General features: G+C 71.8%; 16 protein-coding genes and 1 other RNA gene. 12 read left to right on the top strand and 5 right to left on the bottom strand.

Features of this window, described 5'->3' with window-relative positions; translation table 11 throughout:
* The first annotated feature begins 175 nt into the window (after positions 1-175).
* The gene (locus HN013_RS01570) at positions 176-742 is read left to right on the top strand and encodes a CbrC family protein (protein ID WP_171162035.1); all 567 of its coding nucleotides are present in this window, start codon (positions 176-178) and stop codon (positions 740-742) included.
* 202 nt (positions 743-944) lie between these two features.
* Here the strand turns inward: HN013_RS01570 and HN013_RS01565 are convergent, their stop codons facing one another.
* From HN013_RS01565 to yaaA, 4 genes are all read right to left on the bottom strand, one after another.
* Positions 945-5,135 carry a hypothetical protein gene (locus tag HN013_RS01565; RefSeq protein WP_171162033.1) on the bottom strand — a complete coding sequence of 1,397 codons (4,191 nt, stop codon included), beginning with the start codon at positions 5,133-5,135 and terminating at the stop codon, positions 945-947.
* A 3-nt stretch (positions 5,136-5,138) separates the two neighbouring features.
* Entirely contained in the window at positions 5,139-9,026 is a 3,888-nt protein-coding gene (locus HN013_RS01560; protein ID WP_171162031.1) for a hypothetical protein, read from the bottom strand.
* 204 nt (positions 9,027-9,230) lie between these two features.
* The gene (locus tag HN013_RS01555) at positions 9,231-10,247 is read right to left on the bottom strand and encodes a hypothetical protein (RefSeq protein WP_171162029.1); all 1,017 of its coding nucleotides are present in this window, start codon (positions 10,245-10,247) and stop codon (positions 9,231-9,233) included.
* A gap of 215 nt (positions 10,248-10,462) precedes the next feature.
* Positions 10,463-11,260: a peroxide stress protein YaaA gene (yaaA, locus tag HN013_RS01550; RefSeq protein WP_171162027.1), complete on the bottom strand. Its 798-nt coding sequence runs from the start codon at positions 11,258-11,260 to the stop codon at positions 10,463-10,465.
* 162 nt (positions 11,261-11,422) lie between these two features.
* On the opposite strand from yaaA, the gene HN013_RS01545 reads away from it, so the two are divergent.
* Together HN013_RS01545 and rnpB are read left to right on the top strand one after the other, a co-directional pair.
* Complete coding sequence (locus HN013_RS01545) at positions 11,423-12,892, top strand: RNB domain-containing ribonuclease (protein ID WP_171162025.1); 1,470 nt, start codon at positions 11,423-11,425, stop codon at positions 12,890-12,892.
* A gap of 40 nt (positions 12,893-12,932) precedes the next feature.
* Positions 12,933-13,336: RNase P RNA component class A (gene rnpB / locus HN013_RS01540), an RNA gene on the top strand.
* A 420-nt stretch (positions 13,337-13,756) separates the two neighbouring features.
* Here the strand turns inward: rnpB and HN013_RS01535 are convergent.
* Positions 13,757-14,572, bottom strand: coding sequence for a bifunctional 2-polyprenyl-6-hydroxyphenol methylase/3-demethylubiquinol 3-O-methyltransferase UbiG (locus tag HN013_RS01535; protein ID WP_171162023.1), 816 nt, complete (start codon positions 14,570-14,572; stop codon positions 13,757-13,759).
* 56 nt (positions 14,573-14,628) lie between these two features.
* Here HN013_RS01535 and HN013_RS01530 point away from each other — a divergent pair, with 56 nt between their 5' ends.
* The 9 genes from HN013_RS01530 (at position 14,629) to HN013_RS01490 (ending at position 21,209) form a co-directional block, all read left to right on the top strand.
* The gene (locus tag HN013_RS01530; protein WP_171162021.1) at positions 14,629-15,357 is read left to right on the top strand and encodes a GntR family transcriptional regulator; all 729 of its coding nucleotides are present in this window, start codon (positions 14,629-14,631) and stop codon (positions 15,355-15,357) included.
* A gap of 375 nt (positions 15,358-15,732) precedes the next feature.
* Positions 15,733-16,161: an ATP-binding protein gene (locus HN013_RS01525; RefSeq protein WP_171162019.1), complete on the top strand. Its 429-nt coding sequence runs from the start codon at positions 15,733-15,735 to the stop codon at positions 16,159-16,161.
* Positions 16,158-16,646: a hypothetical protein gene (locus tag HN013_RS01520; protein ID WP_171162017.1), complete on the top strand. Its 489-nt coding sequence runs from the start codon at positions 16,158-16,160 to the stop codon at positions 16,644-16,646. Before HN013_RS01525 ends, HN013_RS01520 begins: the two co-directional genes overlap by 4 nt.
* Before the next feature lie 55 nt (positions 16,647-16,701).
* Positions 16,702-17,619 carry a radical SAM protein gene (locus HN013_RS01515; RefSeq protein ID WP_171162015.1) on the top strand — a complete coding sequence of 306 codons (918 nt, stop codon included), beginning with the start codon at positions 16,702-16,704 and terminating at the stop codon, positions 17,617-17,619.
* Positions 17,620-17,639: 20 nt separating this feature from the next.
* On the top strand, positions 17,640-18,452 hold the full coding sequence (locus tag HN013_RS01510; RefSeq protein ID WP_171162013.1) for a protein kinase: 813 nt from the start codon (positions 17,640-17,642) through the stop codon (positions 18,450-18,452).
* Positions 18,453-18,520: 68 nt separating this feature from the next.
* Positions 18,521-18,844, top strand: coding sequence for a hypothetical protein (locus HN013_RS01505; protein ID WP_171162011.1), 324 nt, complete (start codon positions 18,521-18,523; stop codon positions 18,842-18,844).
* A 3-nt stretch (positions 18,845-18,847) separates the two neighbouring features.
* Positions 18,848-20,143: an amidase domain-containing protein gene (locus tag HN013_RS33845; protein WP_171162009.1), complete on the top strand. Its 1,296-nt coding sequence runs from the start codon at positions 18,848-18,850 to the stop codon at positions 20,141-20,143.
* Between the two features lie 107 nt (positions 20,144-20,250).
* A complete protein-coding gene (locus HN013_RS01495) occupies positions 20,251-20,577 on the top strand; it encodes a hypothetical protein (RefSeq protein ID WP_171162007.1) in 327 nt (108 codons plus the stop codon).
* 131 nt (positions 20,578-20,708) lie between these two features.
* The gene (locus tag HN013_RS01490) at positions 20,709-21,209 is read left to right on the top strand and encodes a peptidylprolyl isomerase (RefSeq protein WP_171162005.1); all 501 of its coding nucleotides are present in this window, start codon (positions 20,709-20,711) and stop codon (positions 21,207-21,209) included.
* The last annotated feature ends 104 nt before the right edge of the window (positions 21,210-21,313 follow it).

The raw sequence follows: 21,313 nt of genomic DNA, 5'->3' as shown, positions 1-21,313 counted from the left end.
CATGGGGGAAGGATCAGGGTGATCGCCGGGAGGGGCCGTTGTCAGTGCCGGGTGCCATGCTTTTCCCGTGAAGAACGACGCGTGGAAGGACGAGGGGACGAGCGGGACGGCGGCCCGGCGGCCGGTTCCCGCGTCCGCGTGCGCGTCTGGTCAATCACCGTACGGAGAAGGCCCTGTGGACGATCTCGTGAACGACACCGTGAGCACCGCTCTTCCCGTCTTCCCCTACCACCCCGACCCGTTGGCCACCGGTTCCGTCGTCGCCGACCCGGACACGGTCTGCCCCTGCTGTGCCCGCGCCCGCGGTCACGTCTACACGGGGCCCGTCCACACCGCGTCCGACGAGGATCTGCACGGCCGGCTCTGCCCCTGGTGCATAGCGGACGGCAGCGCCGCGGAGCGGTACGGCATCAGCTTCTGCGGGGTGGTGGCGGGCGAGGTGCCGGAGGCCGTCCTGACGGCCGTCGACCGGCGCACCCCGGGCTTCGCCGCCTGGCAGGACTCCGTGTGGCTCACCCACTGCGGTGACGCCGCCGCCTTCCTCGGACCGGCCGGTGCCGCCGAACTCACCGCGTACCCCGACGCCCTGGACGCCCTGCGCCGGGAAGCCGTCGCGTGGCAGTGGTCGGCCGACGAGATCGAGCGCTATCTCGCCTCCTTCGAGCGGGACGGCCGGCCCACCGCCTATCTCTTCCGTTGCCGGGTGTGCGGAACACACCTGGCCTACTCCGACTTCACTTAGGTGCCCCATGGACCGGTCGACCTCCGCGCGGCCCCGCGCACCCGGACCCCTCGCCCGACTCCTCACCCGGCTCGCCGCACGCCTCCAGGGCTCGCGCCGTCCCCTCCGACCGCGCGAGCCCCGGAATCCCGTGGCCCGCCTGCGTCGTCCGGCGGCGCAGGGGCCGCCGGTGCGGCCGTGCGGCCCGCGCCCGTGCGTCCGGTCACTCCCGGAGCACGATCCGCCCCAGCAGCGACACCGTCAGCGCGAACCGGTCGGCGTGGATCAGCCGACGGCTCACCGGCACCGCCGCGCCTCCGCCCGCGGGGGTCACCGTGCCCGTCGCGGTGGCGCTGTCCGTGGCGTAGACCTCGTGCTCCTCCACGAGCAGCCGGTACTCGGAGGGCGGCAGCAGCTGGGGTGCCGGGGGGACGAGGTCGCCGGACCAGACGAAGCCGGATCCCTTGGGCACACAGGTGAGTTCGAGCACGGTCCCGGTGCCCGCCCAGTCCAGGTCGCCGCTGCCGACGGCCCGCCGTTCGACGGTGGCGAGGACGCGACGGCTGGCGGCCATGGCCGTCTGTCCGGTGCCGACCCGCTTGCCGAGGGCGTTCAGGGCGACCGGGCCGCTGAGCTCCAGCCGGATGGCGCCGGCGGACGTCATGGTCGCGGTGACCGTCCGGTCGGGCAGGAGCTGGAGGAAGTCCGCGGTCACCACTTTGGACAGGTGGAGGGGGTCGACGGAGTACGGCTGGTAGCGGGCCAGGGCCAGGCGCAGGTACGGGAAGTAGGCCGTGGTGCCGGCGGCCGGGCCGAGGTCGACGTCGATGTCGCAGGTCCACAGCCCCAGTTCGTGGTCGAAGCCGGGGGCGAACGCGGCGACGGACACGGTCGCCGGGCTGCCGCCCACCGGTTCGGCGAGCACCCGGCCGGAGGCCGTCAGCGCCGCGCCCGGGAAGTTCTGCGGGGTGAGCCGGGGCAGGGTCGTCGGGTCGGCCCAGACGGGGTCGGTGCCGCAGCGGGTGACGAGTTCGTCGGGGAGGTCGGGGTCGGCGGGACCTGTGCCGGATTCGAGGACGACGGCGAGGAGTTCGTCGTCGCCCGAGGAGAACCAGGGGCGGCGGAGGTGGACGCGGAAGCCGGCGTGCCGGCGGGTGCGGGTGACGCGGTGCTGGGTGTGGTCGACGGTCTGTTCCCAGCGGACGGTGGGCACGAGGTGGCTGACGTCGGGGGGTTCGGGGCGGCGGGAGCTGGGGACGGCCCAGCCGCGGCCCTCCGTGCCGGCGCTCGCCGGGCCGGTGCGCGTGATCAGCGCGGGCTGGTCGGTGATGACCGGGTGGAAGTACTCGCGGAACCGGGTGGTGGCGGTCGGGGTGTAGATGACGTTGCGGTGCCGGGTGTCGCGGAATTCGTGCCGCAGGTCGAAGAGCGAGCGGTCGTTCTGGAAGGTCTCCAGGGTGAAGTGGCCGACGCGGTCGTGCCGGTCGGTGCGCCGGGGCGCGCCCTCGGCGACGTCGTCGGTCCACTCGGTCCAGGCCGCGTCGATGTCGACGCGGCCGGTGCTGCGGGCGTGGCAGTGGAGGCGGCCTTCGAAGGGGGTGAAGGTGCTGCCCTCCTCGCGGGGGAAGACGAGCGGGCTCAACTCCGGTTCGGCGAGCGGCTTCTCGACGGCGTGGACGAGGGTGAGTTCGGCCCAGGGGGTGAGCATCCAGTTCTCGCCGCCGGCCGCGGCGGCGGTCAGCTCGTCCTTCTTCTCCTGCGGCAGTCCGGTCGTCGGGTCGGGGTCGGTCCACAGCTTGGAGGAGGTCAGCAGCTCCCAGTTGCGGAAGAGCGTCAGGTCGGCGGGGTCGAGCCGACAGCTCACGCGGACGGTGGCGACGGTGGCCTTGGGCAGGCGGACGGTGAGTTCGCGCTCCAGGAATCCGCTCCAGACGGGCGGCCCCTCCCCCTCGACGATCTTCAGCCGGAGCGGCCGGGCCTGCGGCCAGGGTCCGGGGAAGTCGTAGGTGGCGTTGGGCGGCGCCCCCGGCAGGCCGCGCAGGGACACGCCGCGGGCCAGGACGTCGGGCAGGTAGGGCAGCAGCAGTTGCGCGCCCCGGTGGACGACGTACTCGCCGGGGCGGAGTCCGGCGCCCCGGGGGACGGGCAGTTCGGTCAGCGGCTCGGTGTCGTGCACGTTGTGCTTGGCGACCTTGATCTCGCCGAGGAGCTTGAGGTCGGTGGTGACGTCGGGGTTCTCGGGGAGGCTGACGACGGTGTCGAGGTAGCTGCCCGCCTCGCGGGAGGCCGCGGCGTAGTAGCGGCGCCGGAGCAGGTCCGCCTTGTCGGGGCCGAACACGTTGTCGTACATCCCGTGCTGCTCGGCGGCCTGGAGCGGGGTCTTCGGGGGGCTGACGTGCCGTTCGTCGGAGTCCCGGTAGCGCCGGTCGAGGCCGTCCACGGGCGATTCCGCCCGGTGGTCGGGGACCTGGCCGTTGCGCATCGCCGCCCAGGCGCCGGGCGGCACCGGCGTCCCGTCGTCGTGCACGGTGCTGCGGATGACCATCCGCGGCTCGGACTCGCCCTCCAGGAAGGGCCACCGGGGGACGAGCACGGGCGGCGGGACGGGTTCCCAGCGCCGGTAGGTGACGGCGGCAGAGGCGGTGCCCTCGGCGGTGTCGGCGCCGGGACCGAGTCCATTGCCGGCGAGGTCGCAGAGGCGGGCGCGCAGCCGGTACGTCCGTCCGAACCGCAGGGCGGGCAGCGTCCCCTGCGCCGGGCGGAACGACGTGTCCAGCGGGAAGTCCGGCGACACCCCGGGCGCGGGCACCTGAGGACGGTCGTCGGGTCCGAGCGTCCGGCCGGGCGGCGGGGCGGCCAGGCTCCAGTTGTGCCAGCCGAACAGGGCCTGATGGACGTAGAGCTGGTTGTCGTCCGTCTTGTCGTGGGTGACGGCGGCGGCCTTGACGTGTCCCTCGTCGGGGGCGACGACCAGGGGCAGGACGGGCTGTCCGGGACGGCGGATCGCGTAGCTGCCGGTCCGGGCGCACAGCGGGCGCCAGGCGGTGACACTGCCGGTCGCGTCATCCGCGTCCTCGACGAGGCCGACGTCGACGCGGTAGCCGCGGACCAGGTGGGAGGCGTCGAGGACGGCGGCGGCCGTCGCCAGGCCGGCCGGTCCCACGCCGGCCGTGTGCCGGGCGTCGGCCTCCATCTGGTCGGCGAGCGTCACGTCCCGGCCGTCCTGGAACACGGTGAGGCCGGCGCCGTGCAGGGCGGGCAGGGCCGTGCTGTCCGGGGCGGTGGGCTGCCCGGGGCCGGCGGGCCCGGTCACCGTCTGGTCGAGGATCCGGGAGAACTCGACGAACTTCATCGCGGCGCCGTCCAGGTCCAGGTCGGTGACGAGGATCCCGTCGCCGCCGAGCCGCAGCATCCGCCGCCCGTACGGGCCGTCGTCCGGGGCGTACGGCTCGAAGCGGCTCCCGGCGAGGTAGCGCAGGGCCGTCCACGGGCGCAGGCCCTCGTCCTCGTTGAGCCGCCCCTCGGCGGCGGTGAAGACGACGCGCGCCTCCCATCGGTCGGCGAGCGCCGCCGGCGGGGTGACCAGCAGGTCGAGGGCGAGGCCGAAGCGGCGCAGGAGTTCGGGGTAGTCGGCGAGCAGGGCGCAGGCGTTGTGGAAGTCGAAGTCGGTCTGGGGAGGGGGTGGCGGGGGCACCTGGGGGCGGTCGTAGAAGCGGTACGCCTCCGCGAGGTTGTGGACGGCGGCGTTGGCCCGGTAGTCGGCGCCGGTCCGGTCCATGTACCGGGGGCGGAACGGGTTCGGGGCGACGGCCGCGGTGCCGGTACCGCTCCGGATCAGCTCGTCGAGGACGGGGTAGGAGGCGGCGACGCCGCGGGCCAGTTCCAGCAGCGGGGCGGGCAGGGGCGTGTCGAGGTCGTCCGGCTGGGGGTGGTCCCACGTCCCCGGCGGTGCGGCGGCGGCGCCCTCGCCACCGCCCGGGAACGCGCGGCGCAGGGCGGTGGCCGTGGCGGCGGTCTCGTAGAGGGTGCTGACCCGCTCGTGGACGGCCTTGCCGGGGTACGAGCGGAGGGTGGGCGGTACGGCCGCGGCGGCGGCGAGGGCGCCGCCGGGCGCGCGCACCGGGGTGGTGAGCGGGAAGAGCGCCTTCCAGAGGCCGCTGTCGGCGGGCGGGAAGCGGCCCTGCTGCGGGGCGACGGGCACGGCCGTGCCGGGCCCGGTGCTGCCGGGTGCGCGGAACTCGACCTGGAGGGCGGCCGCGTACCGGCGGAGGGTGTCCGGCCAGTCGCGGAAGCCGGGGAAGGCGTCGAGGGTGGTCCCGCCGGTCAGGCGGGGGCTGACCAGTACGGTGAGCCGGAGCCTGCCGTCGGCGGCGGCTCCGTCGGGCAGTACGGTCCACCGGATCGTCTCGGGCATGGTTCAGCTCACTTCCGCGAAGGCGGTGCAGTACTCGTCCACCGGATCGCGCCGCCGGCCCGTCACCGGGTCGGTGTAGGCCTCCATCATCTCGGCGAACGTCGGGGGCCGCACGGCGTCGGCGGCCGTGTCGGCGGCTGTCAGGGGGGCCAGGGAGTGCCCGGCGCCCAGGAACCGTTTCTCGCACTCGATCGTGACCGACTGGGACCAGAAGCCGATGTGGACGCTGATGCTGATCCTGGCCCGGCCGTACACGGTCCCGCTGGTGCTCTCGTAGGTGAGTTCCAGGCAGATCTCGATGGAGGCGGAGACGATGCCGAGGACGTCCACCTCGCCCCTGGCGCGGAAGTAGCCGGTGATCCGGCATTCGGAGGTGGCGAGCTCCAGCCGGAAGTAGATGCCCGCCATCACGGACAGACTCCCGCTCGCCACCCCGAAGTTCATGGACAGGGCCGCCCCGAACTCCAGGGACGCCTCCAGGACGGCGACGTGTTTGGGCGTGATGACGATGCCGAAGAAGCCGCCGCCGCCGAGCATCGACACGGTGAGCCGGAACGGGGCCTGGCGGCTGCAGAAGGAGAATCCGATCTCCAGCGGCTTCCCGATGAACGGCAGGTCGAGGTAGGCGTCCAGGCGGATGTTCTCCAGGCTGAAGACGCCGACCGCGATGCTGGGCAGCGGGATGCCGTACCGGGCGACGATGCCGGACGAGGTGACCTGGATGCCCGGCGGGTCGCTGAAGCCGTCGACCGGGATGAGCTGCCGCAGGGTCTCGACGAAGGACAGCGGCCCGATGAACTCGACCTTCCGGAAGCCGACGTCGATCTCCGGCTTCTGCCCGGCCCGCATGCTGAAGCGGACCCGGTCGAAGGTCAGCTTCATCGCCTCGAACGACGGGATGAGGACGAGGTCGAACTTCTCCAGCGAGCAGGTGATGTCGGCACCGGAGGCCACGTCCGGGCGGAGGGAGCCGCGGAGGTCGACGACGAGCGAGAGCCGCCCGACGGTCCGGTCGCCCTCCTTGTGCGGCACGAAGACGGGATCCGTCTCGGGCCACTGTTTGATCTGCGGGTTCCACTCGATCCGGGTGTTGACCGTCTCGGGGAGCTTGAAGCCGCGCGCGGCCTGCTGGAGGGCGTCGCGCAGGGAAACCACCTGTCCGGCGGCGGTGAACCAGGTGTCGGCCTGCTGCCGGACGCGGGTGAGCAGGGTGCGGAGCCCCGGGTCGGCGGTGCCGGGGAGGGAGGTGAGGAGGCTGGTGAGCGAGGTGGAGAAGGCCTCGAAGGCGGAGTCGATCTGCCCGAGGGTGACGGGAGGGCCGGCGGCCCGGGGGGCCGCGCTGGGGAGCGTGGGGTGGGAGACCTGCTCGGCGAGGAAGGCGGCGATCAGCTCGACGAGCTTGCGGGCGTTGTCGGCCAACTGCCGTGCCGCGGGCGGCAGGTCGGGCGCCGCGTTGCCCGCCAGGTCACGGACGCGGCGGAGGTCGGTGAGGAAGCCCGTCACCGTACTGACGGTCTCGGTGAGGAAGCTGGGCACGTGGAGCGCCGGCAGCGGGTCGCCCGGGACGAGGCGCCGGACGATGTCGGCGAGCGAGAGGACACCGAGGAAGTTGATGTCGAGGGCGCCGAGGATGTCGGAGGGGTGGAAGAAGTCACCGGGGTCGAAGTCCCCGCTCGCGATCCGGTCCAGGGCCGTGAGCGGGTCCCCGGTGCCGGCGACCGGCCCGGTCGCCCGGGACAGGCCCGCCACGTCGAAGCTCGGCGCGACGAGGCCACCGGAGCGGTCGCGCCCGCTGTTGAAGTCCATGACGAGCGCGGCGGCCCCGGCGGGCAGGACGCTGAGGAAGACCTCGCCCGGGTTGCCCGTCCTGGCCCCCTTGGTGGCCGCCTCGAAGCCGGACAGGGCGTAGCGTTTGGCGTAGGTCACGGGCACGGCGGCGGTGGCGCCGCTCAGCGCGCCGACCGCCGGCACGGCGGCGGTGGCCCAGCTGAGCTGGGGGATGAAGTGGGCCGCGCCCGGTGCCGGGTGCGCCGGGTCCGGGACGGCCAGGGCGGGCGGCGCGGCGGCGCCCCAGACGAGGTGGGCCACGTCGACGCTGGTGTCGTCCGGCTTGACGGGCGGCGCCAGGGCCACGGACTGCCCCAGCAGCGCGGCCCTGTTGAGGGGTGGCGGATCGACGTCGACGACGCCCCTCCCGGGGGTCGGCTGCGGAGGGCGCGCCCGGTAGTTGTACTCGTCGAGGATGTCGGTGAGCTGCTGCCCCCTGCTCAGGTGGTCGGGGACGAAGAGCAGCGGGGTGCGGAACTCGACGACCCGGCCCTCGTGGTCCACCGCGGTGGCCTTGAAGAGGAACGGGTTCTCGGTGCGCGTCACCGGGAAGAACGGGGCGGACGCGGGCGGGTGCGGAAGGCTGATGAGGTTGGGGGTGACCAGGGTGTCCAGCCGGACGCTGGTGAACGGGAAGAGCAGGTTGGTGAGGTCGCTGGCCGGGTCGTTGGCCTTGGCGGGCAGCTCGCGCCGGGGGTCGAACGTCCGCAGGGGCTGCCGGACGACGACGTAGTAGCGCTGGAAGAGGAAGGCCGCCCGGGGGTCCTTGACCTTCCGCTCCGTGACCGTGACGACGGCCGCCGGGTGCCCGAAGGGGCACAGATACCCCTCGTCCATCACGCGGACGTAGTGGTCCCGGCCCAGGGTGGTGAGCTGCCGCCACTCCGACAGATCGACGCCGGCCGGCCGCTCGGGCCACTGGCCGAGGCTCTCCAGCCAGCCGCCGAGCGCCGACAGCATCAGGGTCCGGGCCCGGACCGGAAGAGGCGTGAAGGGCTTGCCCTCCGAGGTCGACAGCCCGTCGTGGGAGGTGAGTTCGACGATCTCGGTGCGGTGTCGTGGGCTCAGCGGCAGCTGGGTCACCGCGGGCGCGGGCGTCCCCGGTTCGCGGTCGCGGTTCCACACCGCGCGGACCGTGCCGCCGGAGAGCCGGGTGTGCCACAGCTCGACCCGCTCGCCCGGGGCCGGCTCGCCGACCTCGTCCCGGTGGATCCAGCGCGCCTGCTGCGGGGGCGACAGCAGGAGCCGGTAGGGCAGTTCAATGCCGGTGCGGGGGCGGGCGGGGTCGGCGAGCGGGTTCTCGGGGACGCGGGGGGCGCGGGGGGCGGGGGCGCCGGAGGCGTCGGGAGGGGGTGCGCCGGGCGGGGTGGCGGGCTGTTGGCCGCGGTCGTCGGGGGCGTCGTGGACGTGGCGGTCGCCGCCGTCATCGCGGTCGGCGCTGTCATCGCGGTCGGCGCCGTCATCGCGGTCGCCGCCGTCATCGCGGTCCACGGGAGCCGCGGCCCCGGCCGCCGGGCCGCCCGCGGCGAGGGTCGCCTCCGCCCCGTACCGGGCGGTGAGCTGGGCGGTGGTGCGCAGGAGCCGTACGAGGGCGAGGGCCCGTGCCGTGGCGTCGGGTTCATCCCCCGCCGCCTCGTCCCCCGCCGCCTCGTCCCCCGCCGCCGGCCCGGTGCCGGCCGGCCGGACGGTCACCACCGCCGCGTCGGCCTCCCGGGCGGCGTCGACGACGCGCAGCGGCAGGTGCCGCATGGCCCCCAGCAGCCCCGCCTCCGAATAGCCGATCGCGTCCTGCGGCCCGACCTCGAAGACGAGCACGCTCCGGCCGCTGACGAGCGAGCCGACCGGCACGGTCAGCGGCTCGGGGTCGGGTTCCTCCTCCAGGAACGCGTACTCCGCGACGTGCTGCGGGCCCAGGGTGACGACGAGCAGCCCCTCCTGTTGCGGATCGGCACGGACGAGCCGCCGACTCCCGGGCCGGTCCTCGAACTTCAGCCCGACGAACCCGAAGCCCAGGTCCAGGAGGTCGGTGCCGCGCAGTAGCCGAACCGGTGCAGGAGTGCTCATGCCGTCCCCAATCGCGGTGCCCACCCCCCTGGATACTCCGGTTGACGGAGCGGGAGTATGACCCGAACGGGTGAGGACGGAAGTTGATACTCCGTTCGGGTGATACGAGAACAGTTCTGCGCACCATGCGGAAGCCGGCCGGAAAGGCCCCCATGCCCTCCCGGCCGGCTTTCGGCGACCGCCTGCTTCTCCTCCCCGCCCTGCTTACCGGCAGTGGATGTACTGCGGCCGCGACCAGACGCCGTGCGTACCCCACCAGGCACCGCCGCTCACCCGCAGCGAGGCGTTGGTGACGACGCTGCGGTACTCCCGCGCGACCCGGTGGTGGCTGCACGAGAAGCGCAGGATGACGGGGAAGGAGTCGCCCTGCTCGTTCGTGTAGCCCCGGACGTCCACCGTCTTCCACAGGCCGCCGCCGCGGTACTGCCGCAACGCCGTCGCGAAGTTCCCCTTGCCACGCCGGTTGCACAGCATCGCGACGTCGGCCGTGACCCGCTGCCCGTGGATGATCGGCGCCGGCTGGATCAACCGGCAGCGCGGCTTGGCGGCCTTGGCCGCGACGCCGGTCTCGCCGGCTCCCATGGAGGTGGGCGTGGACGCGGAGACGGCGACCCCGCCCGGCGTCCGCGCGGCGACGTCCGTCGCCCACTTCGTCAACTCCTCGACGGCGTACGGCTTCCCGGCGGCGCTCCGCGGCGCCTCCCACGAGGTCAGCCGCCCCCCGGCGGTGAGCGTGGTCACCCGTACGCCGTCCTTGCCCACGGCCGTCATCAGCCGGCCGCCCTTCGGCAGGCCGGTCAGGCGCGTCTCGTCCCCGGGAGAGGAGAGCACGGACACCGGGACGTCACCGTCGACCGTCTCCCGTGTCACGTTCAGCCCGTACGCCCGTCCCTTCCCCTGGAGCGCGACCGTGAGGGAGTCGCCGATCCGCGTGTACTTCTCGACGGTGGGCCGCTGGGCCGGTTCCAGGCCGGTGACGCTCCTCAAGTGCCCGACAAACGCGTCCACTTGGGCACCCGAGGCCACTCCGGGCGCCCCGACCGGCCGGACCCCCTGGAGACCCCCCTCACCGCTCACGATGCCCGGCGGGCTCACCCGCCCCCCGTCCGCGAACGCGACGGACGGCGCGCCCGCCGCCACGACCGCCGTGACCACCGCCGTCGCACGCAGGGCGTGCGCCGCCCGCACCCTTCCGTTCCGTCCGTTCCATCCGTTCCGCATGGAGCCGCCTCCCCGTGGATGTGTACGGATCGACGGTCGCATCCCGGTGACGGGGCTGTCGTTGGCGATCCGTCCACGGAAACCCGGCATTCCGTCCACCGGCGGCGGGCGGCGCGGGGTTCCGCCGTGGGCGGTTCCGGTCCCGTCGCCCGAGCGGTGGGGCGGCAGAGGGACGGACGGGCCGCCCGGGCATCCCCTCCGGACGGCCCCCGCCGTCAGAGCTCCGTCACCACCACGTCCAGTGCCCACGGCCGCCCGCCCTTCGCCGGCGCCCCGCCCTCGACCACGTACCCCAGGTCCCGCAGGGCCTCGGCCAGCTCCGCGGGCCCGCCGGGCTCGACGCCGGACGTGAGCAGGTCCCGTACCAGACGGCCCTTCGTCGCCTTGTTGAAGTGGCTGACCACGGACCGCTTCTCGACCCCGCCCACCGTCTTCGACTGGAGCACCCGGACCGTCGCCGTCCGCTCCGCGAGCTCGCCCTTGGGCTTCCAGGCCGTCGCGTAGGCCGCCGAGCGCAGGTCCAGCACCGGCCCGTCCCCCGCCGCCGCGGGCAGCGCCTCGGCCATCGGGCCGCGCCAGAAGGCGCCGAGAGCGCCCAGGCCGGGCAGCTTGACCCCCATCGAGCAGCGGTAGGAGGGGATGGCGTCGCCGACGCCCACCGCGCCCCACAGCCCGGAGAAGACCAGCAGCGACCGCTCGGCGGCGCGCCGGGCCGGGGGCGGCAGCGTGGCCGGGCCGAGGGCGTCGTAGAGGACGCCGGTGTAGACCTCCGCGGCGGGCCGGGTGCCCGCCGTCCGCAGGCCCGCGTTCTTCGCGACCTCCCCGCGCAGCCCGTGGCTCAGGCCCAGGACCTCCGCCGCCTTCTCCTCGTCGCCCGCGCACAGCTCCACGAGCTCGTCGAGCACCGCCTCCCGCGCGGCGGCGAGCCCCGGGAGGGACAGGGCGCCCGTGTCCACCGGTCCCCCGGTCCCGCCGGTGGCCTTCCCCTCGGACGGCGGCAACAGCACGAGCACGGTCGGTCTCCTCGTTCTCACAGGTCACGTCACAGGACATGTCACAGGTCGGGCCACAGGTCATTCGGCGGTGCGGCCGCGGGCGCGGCCCGCCCCGGCGAGCCTAACGCCGTACGCCACACCCACCGCGCCGCCCGCCCCGGCCGCCCATACGCTCGGATCATGCCCCGCCGCAAGATGCGGGTGACGGACGAGGACCGCGCCCCGCTGCAGAGAGCCCTGCGCGAGCTGCGCGAGCGGACGCACGCCCCCACCGGCTTCCCCGCGGACGTCCGGGCGGAGGCGGACCGTGCCGCGCGGCGGCGGCCCCGCGTGCCGGTGTACGACGCGACGGCGCTCCCCCTGTTCACCGTCGACCCGCCCGGGGCGAAGGACCTGGACCAGGCGATGCACCTGGCCCGCCGCGGGAAGGGCGGCGGCTACCGGCTGCACTACGCCATCGCCGACGTCGCCGCCTTCGTCGCCCCCGGCGGGGCCCTCGACGCGGAGGCGCACCGGCGCGCCGTGACCGTCTACTACCCGGACACCCGCGTCCCCCTCCACCCCGCCGCCCTCTCCGAGAACGCGGCGAGCCTGCTCCCGGACCACGACCGGCCGGCCCTGCTGTGGGAGTTCGACCTCGACGCGGACGGGTCCGTCGTCCGTACGGACCTGCGCCGCGCCCTCGTGCGCAGCCGCGCCCGTCTGGACTACGCGGGCGTGCAGCGGGCCCTCGACACCGGCACCGCCGACGAGCCCCTGGTCCTGCTCCGGGAGACGGGCCTGCTCCGGCAGGAGCTGGAGCGGCGGCGGGGCGGCGTCTCGCTGGACGTACCCGAGCAGGAGATCGTCCGGCAGGACGGCCGCTACGTCCTGGAGTACCGCACACCGGCCCCCGCCGAGGGCTGGAACGCGCAGATCTCCCTGCTGACCGGCATGGCCGCCGCCGAGCTGATGCTGACCGCCGGCACCGGCGTCCTCCGGACCCTGCCCGCCGCCCCCGGAGGCGCGGTCGCCGCCCTGCGCCGGGTGGCCCGCGCGCTGGGCGTGAACTGGCCGGACGACATGTCGTACGCCGTCGTCCTGCGCGCCCTGGACCCCGGCCACCCGCAGCACGCGGCGTTCCTCCAGGAGTGCACCACCCTGCTGCGCGGCGCCGGCTACACCGTCTTCGACCGGGAGCGCCCCGCCGAGCGCCCGCCGCCCGCCGACCCCGTCCACGCCGCCGTCGCCGCCCCCTACGCCCACTGCACGGCCCCGCTGCGCCGCCTCGTCGACCGCTACACCCTCGAACTCTGCCTCGCCGCGGTCACCGGCGCCGCCCCTCCCGAGTGGGTGCGGACCGCCCTCGACGCCCTCCCCGCCGAGATGGCCACCGGCACCCGCCGGGCCGCCGAGGCGGAGCGCGAGTCCGTCGACCTGGTCGAGGCGGCCCTGCTCCGCGACCGCATCGGCGAGGTCTTCGACGCCTACGTCGTCGACGTCGTCGCGTCCCGCCCCACCGCCGGCACCGTCCACCTCTACGAGCCCGCCGTCGTCGGCCACGTCGAGGGCGACGGCGACGGCCCCCCGCTCCCCCTCGGCCACCGCCTCCGCGTCCGCCTGATCGAGGCGAACCCCGGCCGCGACAAGGTCTGGTTCGCCCCGGCATAACCCCCGTCCCACCGCCCGGTACCATGGTCAGCACGGCGGACGAGCCGGCCGGGCGGCCGCGTGGGATCTTCGGATCCCCCGAGGAACGTCCGGGCTCCACACGGCAGGGTGGTGGGTAACGCCCACCCGGGGTGACCCGCGGGACAGTGCCACAGAAAACAGACCGCCGGGGATCTTCGGATTCCCGGTAAGGGTGAAACGGTGGTGTAAGAGACCACCAGCGCCTGGGGTGACCCAGGCGGCTAGGTAAACCCCACCCGGAGCAAGGTCAAGAGGGGCCGCCTTCACCGGCGACCCTGCGCGGACGACCGAGGGCTGCCCGCCCGAGTCCGCGGGTAGACCGCACGAGCCCGCCGGCAACGGCGGGCCTAGATGGATGGCCGCCTCCCCCGGGCCCGCAAGGACCCTGGGAGACAGAACCCGGCGTACAGGCCGACTCGTCCGTCGGTCATCCGGCGACAAGCCCCCTGAACTGCGAAATCGCAGATCAGGGGGCCTTTTGCTGTTGATCCACCCGCCTCGTCATTCCTGGGTGATCATGGCCGTTCCGGCCCTTTTCCGACCGTCGTGTGGCGATGGTGCGGCGACGGCGAAGGCTGAACGCAGAGGGTCAGGGGCGACGGTTGCACTCGGCCATGGCGATCTTCGAAGTGGACGCGTCCTTGAACGTCAGCGTCCACGGGCCGGTGTTCGACGTTCGTCACGGCCCGGCGCACAGGCCCTTCTGCCCACATGGCTGCGCCCCCATCTCCTCGCCCAGCGCAGCGACCAAATCGACCGGCAATTGATGTACCACGAGACTCGGCTGGACGCCTTGGACCCTCGTGCCACGAACCACCGGGAGGGAGGGCCGCATCGTCGTATCTAGGGCTGCCCGACCGCCAACATGTGTGAACTGGCAGCCAGGAGGTCCGGGTGCGCCTCCGCCAACCGTGCTGCCGCCAACGCTGCCCGGAACATCGGGGATTCAGTCAGCCGGTTACCGGTGTGCTGCTCGGTGGCCTTCAGCAGAGACCAGGTCGGCCCCTCGATGCCGTATACCTTCACTTCGTCGAACCCGGCAACGGCGAGTTCGGCCGCCAATCCTTCTGCCGTGTGAAAGTACGCGGCGGTGAAGCCCTTACGGCCCGGGTCGTGCCGTCCGGTGACGAGGATGTCTTTGACAGCGTCGTGCACACGTTCGTGGTCGAGCAGAGTCGTCGCGGTGTGTTCGAACAATGAGGCGTACCGGCTGATCGCTGCGGCAGCGAGGACGCCAGCGGGCTTCAGGACCCGTCGGGCCTCCGACAACGCCTGAAGCCTGTCCTTCTCATCAAGCAGGTGGTACAGGGGGCCGAGAAGAAGAACGACGTCGAAAGAGTCGCTGAGCGCTTCGAGTTGCCGCGCGTCACCGAGCATCGCTTTGCAGCCTGCCGCCTGCGCGGTCGTGACATGGCGGGGAACCGGGTCGATCAGGTGGACCTCGTAACCGTCGGCGGACAGCCACTGCGCGTGAATCCCGGGGCCACCGCCGACATCCAGCACTCTTGCGGGAGCCGGCGGCAGGTGGCGGCGCAGCAGCTCTTGGGTTCGCACGAGTTCCAACGCGCCGTCGGCAGACGAGGTCAACCGTGTTGCCTCGTCGAACCCATCGGTGTAGAAGGCGATGATCTCAGGGGCGACTGCGGGCGGAAGAGCCATGTGGAGCATGCTGTCCCTTGACCGGTCAACCTGTCCAGAGATCGGAGTGGTGGACGATGCCAGCCTTGAAATACGAACAGATCGCCGACTCCTTGCGTCAACGCATCACCGATGGGGAGTTCAGGCCCGGTGACCTTCTCCCGTCCGGTCGCGACCTGTGCGAACAGTGGGGCGTGTCGCGTGCGACGGTCAACAAGGCACTGGACATGCTCAGGGCAGACGGCGTGGTCGTCGCACGCCAGGGCCTGGGATGCCGGGTGACAGATGTTCCCTTGGCCCGGCCGGCAGGCAGGAGGCGCGCGAACTCCACGCGGGTGACCGGCGGCCGTCCGTTCCGCAGGTTGGGATCGCCGAGCAGGGAGACCCCTCCGGAACAGATCCGTGACGCCCTCGGCCTGCAACCCGATGAACAGGCGTTGAGAAGGGACCGGTTCGTCCTCATGGACGACGGGACGCCCCTGTCACTCGTGTGCGCCTGGTTCCCGCCAGGCATCGCCGACCGGTGCCCGCGCCTGTCGCAGAAGGGGCCGATCATCGAGGGCACCACCAACTATGTCGCCCGCGAAACCGGGCGGCGGCCGGCAAAGGGCACGGACATCACAACGGTCCGCCTTGCCACCACGGACGAGGCCGCGCAGTTCGGGCGCGAACAGCCGCTCGCGGTCGCAATCGACTTGCACATCGCCTATGACGAAGCAGGCTGGGCACTGGTGTGCGAGGAAGGCGTGACTCCTTGCGACCTGTGGGAGCGGGTGGACAACTACCCGATGGGGCAAGACGTTTGACTTGACTGGACCGGTTTACCGGTCCAGTCTGTTCACTGTGACTCAGGACTCTCCTGACCATCTGCGGCACGCCGCCAAGCGCTGCCTCATGGGCTGCCCTGGGCAACCCGGTCTTCGAAGCCGCGCGGGGCGCGTGGCGACGCGCGAGTGATATGCGCAGGTCGGCGCACGGTTCGGGTGCTGATCTTCAAGGACCACCCGCCAAAGACCGTGAACGCGCCTCTCATCGTCGCCGGTCCGGAAGATCACCCGCCCCCAAGGCCGTAGGGAGAGGAACACACGGTGAGCGAACACGATCGGAGTCGAAATGCTGTCCCACCATGTGCAGTTCGAGCACTTGATTCAACATCGCGAACGGGCGCGGGGGCCTGAGCGGTGAACGCCTCTGTGCCGGCGTGCCCTGCTCCGGCATCCGCCGGCCCGCCGCCGCACCTCACCCTGGCCGCAACCGAGCAGGCGCCCGCCCTGGCACGCGCTTACGCTCGGGATGTCGTCAAATACACCGTCACCGACCCCGATGCCGAATATCTGTTCACTGTTGCGCTCGTTGTGTCCGAGCTGGTGACCAACTCCGTCCGTTACGGCAGCGAGCCCGGTGACCGCCTGCGGGTCGTCGTCGACACCACCGACGCCCGCACCCGTATCCAGGTACACGACACCGTGCGCCGTGAGCCCCGGTTGAGACCCGAGAGCGACGAGCGATGCCGAGGCCGTGGCCTCTACATCGTCGACGCCCTTGCTACATGGGGGATCGCCGACAGGCCGTTCGGGAAGGTCGTGTGGGCAGAAGTGAGGCCGCAGTGACGACCAAGACCACGCCAAGCCTCGGCTTCCTCGCCGGCGTCACCTTCAGCCACGGAATCCACCAGGCCGACACCGGCCCCGTCGCCCAGCTTCTGATGACCCACACCCCACCCCGGCGGGCCGGCGAAACCGTCGAGTGGATCAAGGCCGGCATGCGAGCCCTGTCCGCCTGCCTGGACCTCAGCCCAATCGAGGAAGAACCCCGCTACATCGGATCGCGGATATCCCTGCACCACGGCATCGCCCGTCTCGACTACGGCGACGACTGGTGGGAGCTGCGGATTCCCGGCACCGGGCAGGCGTGGCGGAAGCACGTCGCCGCCGGCGGCCCCGTCCGCCTGACCCTCTCGTTCGAGCCGACCCCCACCGGCCGCACTCACGAGGACCTGGCCCGGTTCATCGAGGCCGGGAAGCTCCGGTGGGGGACCACCCGTGCCCGCCCGCGGTCCCGCCTCAACGTACGAACGAGCCGCCCCGGGACCTGATGTGGCCCGGGGCGGCAAGCGCAAGAGGACCCGCGACGAGTGAAAGGGCAAGTACATGGCCACCGCGTTACCCGCCGAGCAGACCACCACTCAATTCCTCTGGCTGGACCTGACACGGACGTGTCAGCTCTCATGCACTCATTGCTACAACGAGTCGGGGCCGAAGGGCACCCATGGCGCCATGTCGCGCGAGGACTGGACCGACGTCCTGGATCAGGCCGCCGCCTGCGGCATCAGCGACGTTCAGTTCATCGGCGGTGAGCCGACCATGCACCCGCACTTCGCAGAGCTGGTCGACCGCGCGCTGGCCACCGGCCTGGGCGTCGAGGTCTACAGCAACCTCGTCCACATCTCGCCACAGTGCTGGACCCTGTTCCAACGCAAGGGAGTCTCGCTCGCAACGTCGTACTACTCAAACAAGGCTTCGGAGCACGACGAGGTCACCCGTCGTCCGAGTCACGCCAGGACACGCGCCAACATCGTCAAGGCGCTCGAACTCGGCATCCCGATCCGAGTCGGCATCGTCGGAGACAACGAGCAGCGCATCGAGGCAGCGAAGGCCGACCTTGAGTCGATCGGCGTCAGTCGGGTCGGAACCGACCACATCCGGGAGTTCGGACGAGCCTCCGACAACCAGCAGCCGAAAGCGTCCGGCCTGTGCGGCGGATGTGGCGACGGCAGAGCTGTGATCGACCCGGACGGCAACGTCGCGCCATGCGTCTTCTCCACCTGGATGAGTGTCGGCAACGTCCACGATGCCTCGTTGGCCTCTATCCTGAGCGGCCCCGCCTTGTCCAAGGCCGTTGACTCCCTCCGAGCCGACTGGGGGAAGAAGGACAAGGACAACGATCAGGGGCAGAACCAGCCGTGTACCCCTGACTGCGTCCCGAAGAACCCATGCGACCCGAGATGCAGCCCGAACGACTCGTGCCGTCCGGGGACACCGGGCACCGAATGCAGGCCCAAGAACTGACGTATCCGAGGAGACCCGCCGTGGATGACCTGCCCGACGGCCACTTCAGACACTTGATCCTGCCGTACACCGGCAACGTCACCCACGTTCGGCTTCCGGCCCGGGGGTTCGGTTCCGACTTCTCCGCGGTCATCGACAGCGAGAAGGGGCGGTTCTTCGTCAAGGCGATGTTCAACAACCCCGGGGGGCGGAAGGACTCCATCCTCCGGGAACGGGCAATCAACCCCTACGTGCAACCTCTCTCGCCCCGGCTGCTGTGGAGCGTTGACGGAGACGACGCCGGGTGGATCATCCTCGGCTTCGAGGCCGTCGAGGAGCGCGGCCTCGACTTCGAGCCGGGCTCACCGGATCTCCCCATCGCCGTCGACCTCCTCAACCGGGCGGCGAGCCTGGAGCTGCCCGACGTCGCACGGGACTGGCGGGAAGACCGGTGGGACGCCTACGTGAGCAGCGACGACGAGCTGGCACTTCTCCGCGGCGACGCCCTGCTGCACACCGACATCAACCCGTCCAACCTGACGGTAGGAGAAGCCGGTTCGTGGATGATCGACTGGTCGTGGCCCACGTGTGGGCCCGGCTTCATCGACCCGGCCTGTTTCGTCGTGCAACTGATCTCCGCCGGCCACAGCCCCGAGTCCGCCGAAGGGTGGGCGGCACGCTGTACCGCGTGGACGAACGCGGACCCGCATGCGATCGACGCGTTCGCCGTGGCCGATCTGCGTATGCATCGTGCCATCGCCGACCGGCACCCCGGTGAGGCGTGGCGCAGGGCCATGGAGGTAGCAGCTCGGTCATGGGTGGACCACCGCTGCATTCCTGAGTCGGTGTTGTAGGGCGACGGCCGGCCGACCGCAAGGCCCGCAGCTCGATTAAGGTGATCAAGCTGATTGGGGGTCAGGGCATGGACGTTGACATAGAGACGCACCAGGTACGCCGGGGAGGGAACGGGACCCGGTCCGCTGCCGAGAAGGCGGTGGAGGACCTGGGCAAGTCGCTCGACTCCAGCGAGAAGGTGGCAGGAAACGATCACGGCTGGGCCTCGGCAGGTGCTCTGAAGCGCTGTGCGGCCGCGTGGGAGAAGCACATGGTCGACCTGGCCGAGCAGATGGACAGCATGGCGGGGAACCTCCATGGGGCGGCGAATGACTACGACGCCACGGACAAGCAGGCCCGGGAGGCCATGCGGAGGCTCCGGCACGGCCTCGACGACTTCGGGGGGAAGTGACCCGTGGTCTCGTATCACGACCTGCACAGCTGCCATGTCGATCAGTGGAAGAAGGCGGCCGACGACTGGATCGCCCTCTCGCAGCGTTCGTCCACCGCCGCGGACGACATGCGCGAGCAGGGCAAGAAGCCGCTCGACGAGCACTGGACGGACGCCACGGGCAAGAAGGCGGGCAGGCGCCTGGAGGACCTGGCCGACCGTCTGGAGGCCGGCGGCGACATCATCAAGGGCGCCGCCATGGTCATCGACGGGCTGGCCTCGACGATGGAGTGGGCCCAGCGCACGCTGTTCCACGCGGTGGAGCTGGCGGCCGGGTACGGGCTGGAGATGCACGACGGCCGAGCGGTGGGCGCGTACAGGGTCGCGCCCACGGGACCCGGCGTCCCGCAGCGCGTACGCGACGACTACAAGAAGGAACAGGAGCACATATCCGAGGTCAACGGCTTGATCGAAGAGGCGCTGCGGCAGGCCGCACAGGCTGACGCGAAGGCGTCCGCCGAGCTGGACAGGCTGGCGACGAAGATCGACGTCTCGAACACCGGCGTGGCGCACAACGACATCCTGACCGAGACCGCCCACCTCGAAATCGACATGCTGAGGGGCGCCATACCCGTCGGGAAGGACCCGCACCTCGTCCGCGAGTGGTGGGACGGGCTGACGCCGGCGCAGCACAAGGCGCTGATGCTGGCGGACCCGGTGACCATCGCCGACCTCAAGGGACTGCCGCCCGCGGTCGGACGGGAGCTCCGGGGCGCCGACGGCAAGATCGACCGCGTCGAGATGGTGCGCTACGCGCTGGACCACTGGGACAGGGCCGACGACCTCAAGTTCAAGAACAACTGCGCCAACTTCGTGTCGTCCGCTCTCGATGCCGGCGGTATGGAGAAGAAGTTCGACTCCATGTGGGGGCCCCACGGTGACAACACCTGGGGCCGGGAGAGCGGCACAGGGTTCGACTGGTGGGACCAGCGGGCGTACCACTCCCGTTCCTGGGCATCGGCCCAGGGCCTGCAGAACTTCCTCACGCGCAACGGCGGCGAAGAGGTGCCGAGGCCGGAAGCACGCCCTGGCGACATCATCTTCTACGAGCAGGTGGCCGACGACCCCGGAGGCGAGCCCACGGGCGAGACCTACCATGCCGCCGTCGTCACCTCCGTGACCCCCGACGGCGACATCAAGCTGACTCAGCACACCAGTTCGTGGAAGAACGTCAGCCTGGAGGCCCGGGAGCACGTCGCGACCAGAAACCACGGTGAGCAGCGCATCCACATCGTCCGCCCCCACCCGGATTGGTACTGATGGCTCCCTCGACGTCTCCCCCGGCAGGCCATACCAGGCCTGGGCTCCCCCTCACGCCCGGCACCCTGATCGCCGCACTGTGGGTGCCGTTCGCGACCGTTGCCGGCGTGGTCGCCTCGTGGCAGGTGCAGAGCATCGACAGCGACTGGGTCGACCGGCAGCAGGCGGCATGCCGGCACCTGCCTTTTCCGAAGACGGAGCATGCCGCCGCGTGGGCGGGTCCGGTCCTCGGTATGTCCGCGGTCGTTGTCTGCGTGCTGCTCGCCAGGCGGATGCGGCGGCAGCACGGAATCCGGCTCGCGGGGACAAAGCTGGGACTCGTGGCGTACATCGGCGTGTGGCCGGGTGTGCTGACGATTCCGATTGAGCTCTTCCTGCTGTACGCCACGTACTCACCCGTCGACTCGGGTCCGATCCTGGGGGACTGCGGATAGCGCCCCGGCCGGAGGCTTCCCTGCCCGTGCGGGCACGCCGCCGTCGGGGACCGGGGCGGGCTGTGCCAGACTTTTGATCACTTTTGACCAGGCGCCCGGCAGGGCGTTTCGACCGACAGAGTGGGAATCTCATGACCAAGGTCCGGCTCAGCACGAGCCATGGCGACATCGTGCTGGCGCTCAACGAGGAGAAGGCGCCGAATACTGTCGAGAACTTTCTGAAGTACGTCGATGCCGGCCACTACAACGGCACGGTCTTCCATCGGGTGATCCCGGGCTTCATGATCCAGGGTGGCGGCTTCACGGCCGACATGCGGCAGAAGCCGGTCGGGGCGCCGATCGAGAACGAGGCGAACAACGGTCTGCAGAACGTGCGCGGCAGTGTGGCCATGGCCCGTACGAACGACCCGCACTCGGCGACCGCGCAGTTCTTCATCAACACCGTGGACAACGATTTCCTGAACCACAGCTCTCCGACGCCGCAGGGCTGGGGCTACGCGGTGTTCGGGGAGGTCGTCGAGGGCGCGGAGGCCGTCGACGCGATCAGGGGTGTGCGGACGGGGTCCAAGGGGCACCACCAGGACGTTCCGGTGGAGCCTGTGGTGATCCAGAGCGCGTCGCGCGTGGCCTGAGTCCGGCGGTGCGGCGGGCTCCGCGACTCGCGCGCGTGTCAAGGGGGCGTCAACCCGGCGCCGGGCGTTCGTGATCATTGGGCGGGGGCGGCGATAACCTGCCC

Origin of the sequence: Streptomyces sp. I05A-00742 (assembly GCF_013055795.1) — a bacterium.
Lineage (GTDB): Bacteria > Actinomycetota > Actinomycetes > Streptomycetales > Streptomycetaceae > Streptomyces.
The sequence above is the reverse complement of the archived record's forward strand: the minus strand, read 5'-3'. Positions and strand labels throughout refer to the sequence as shown.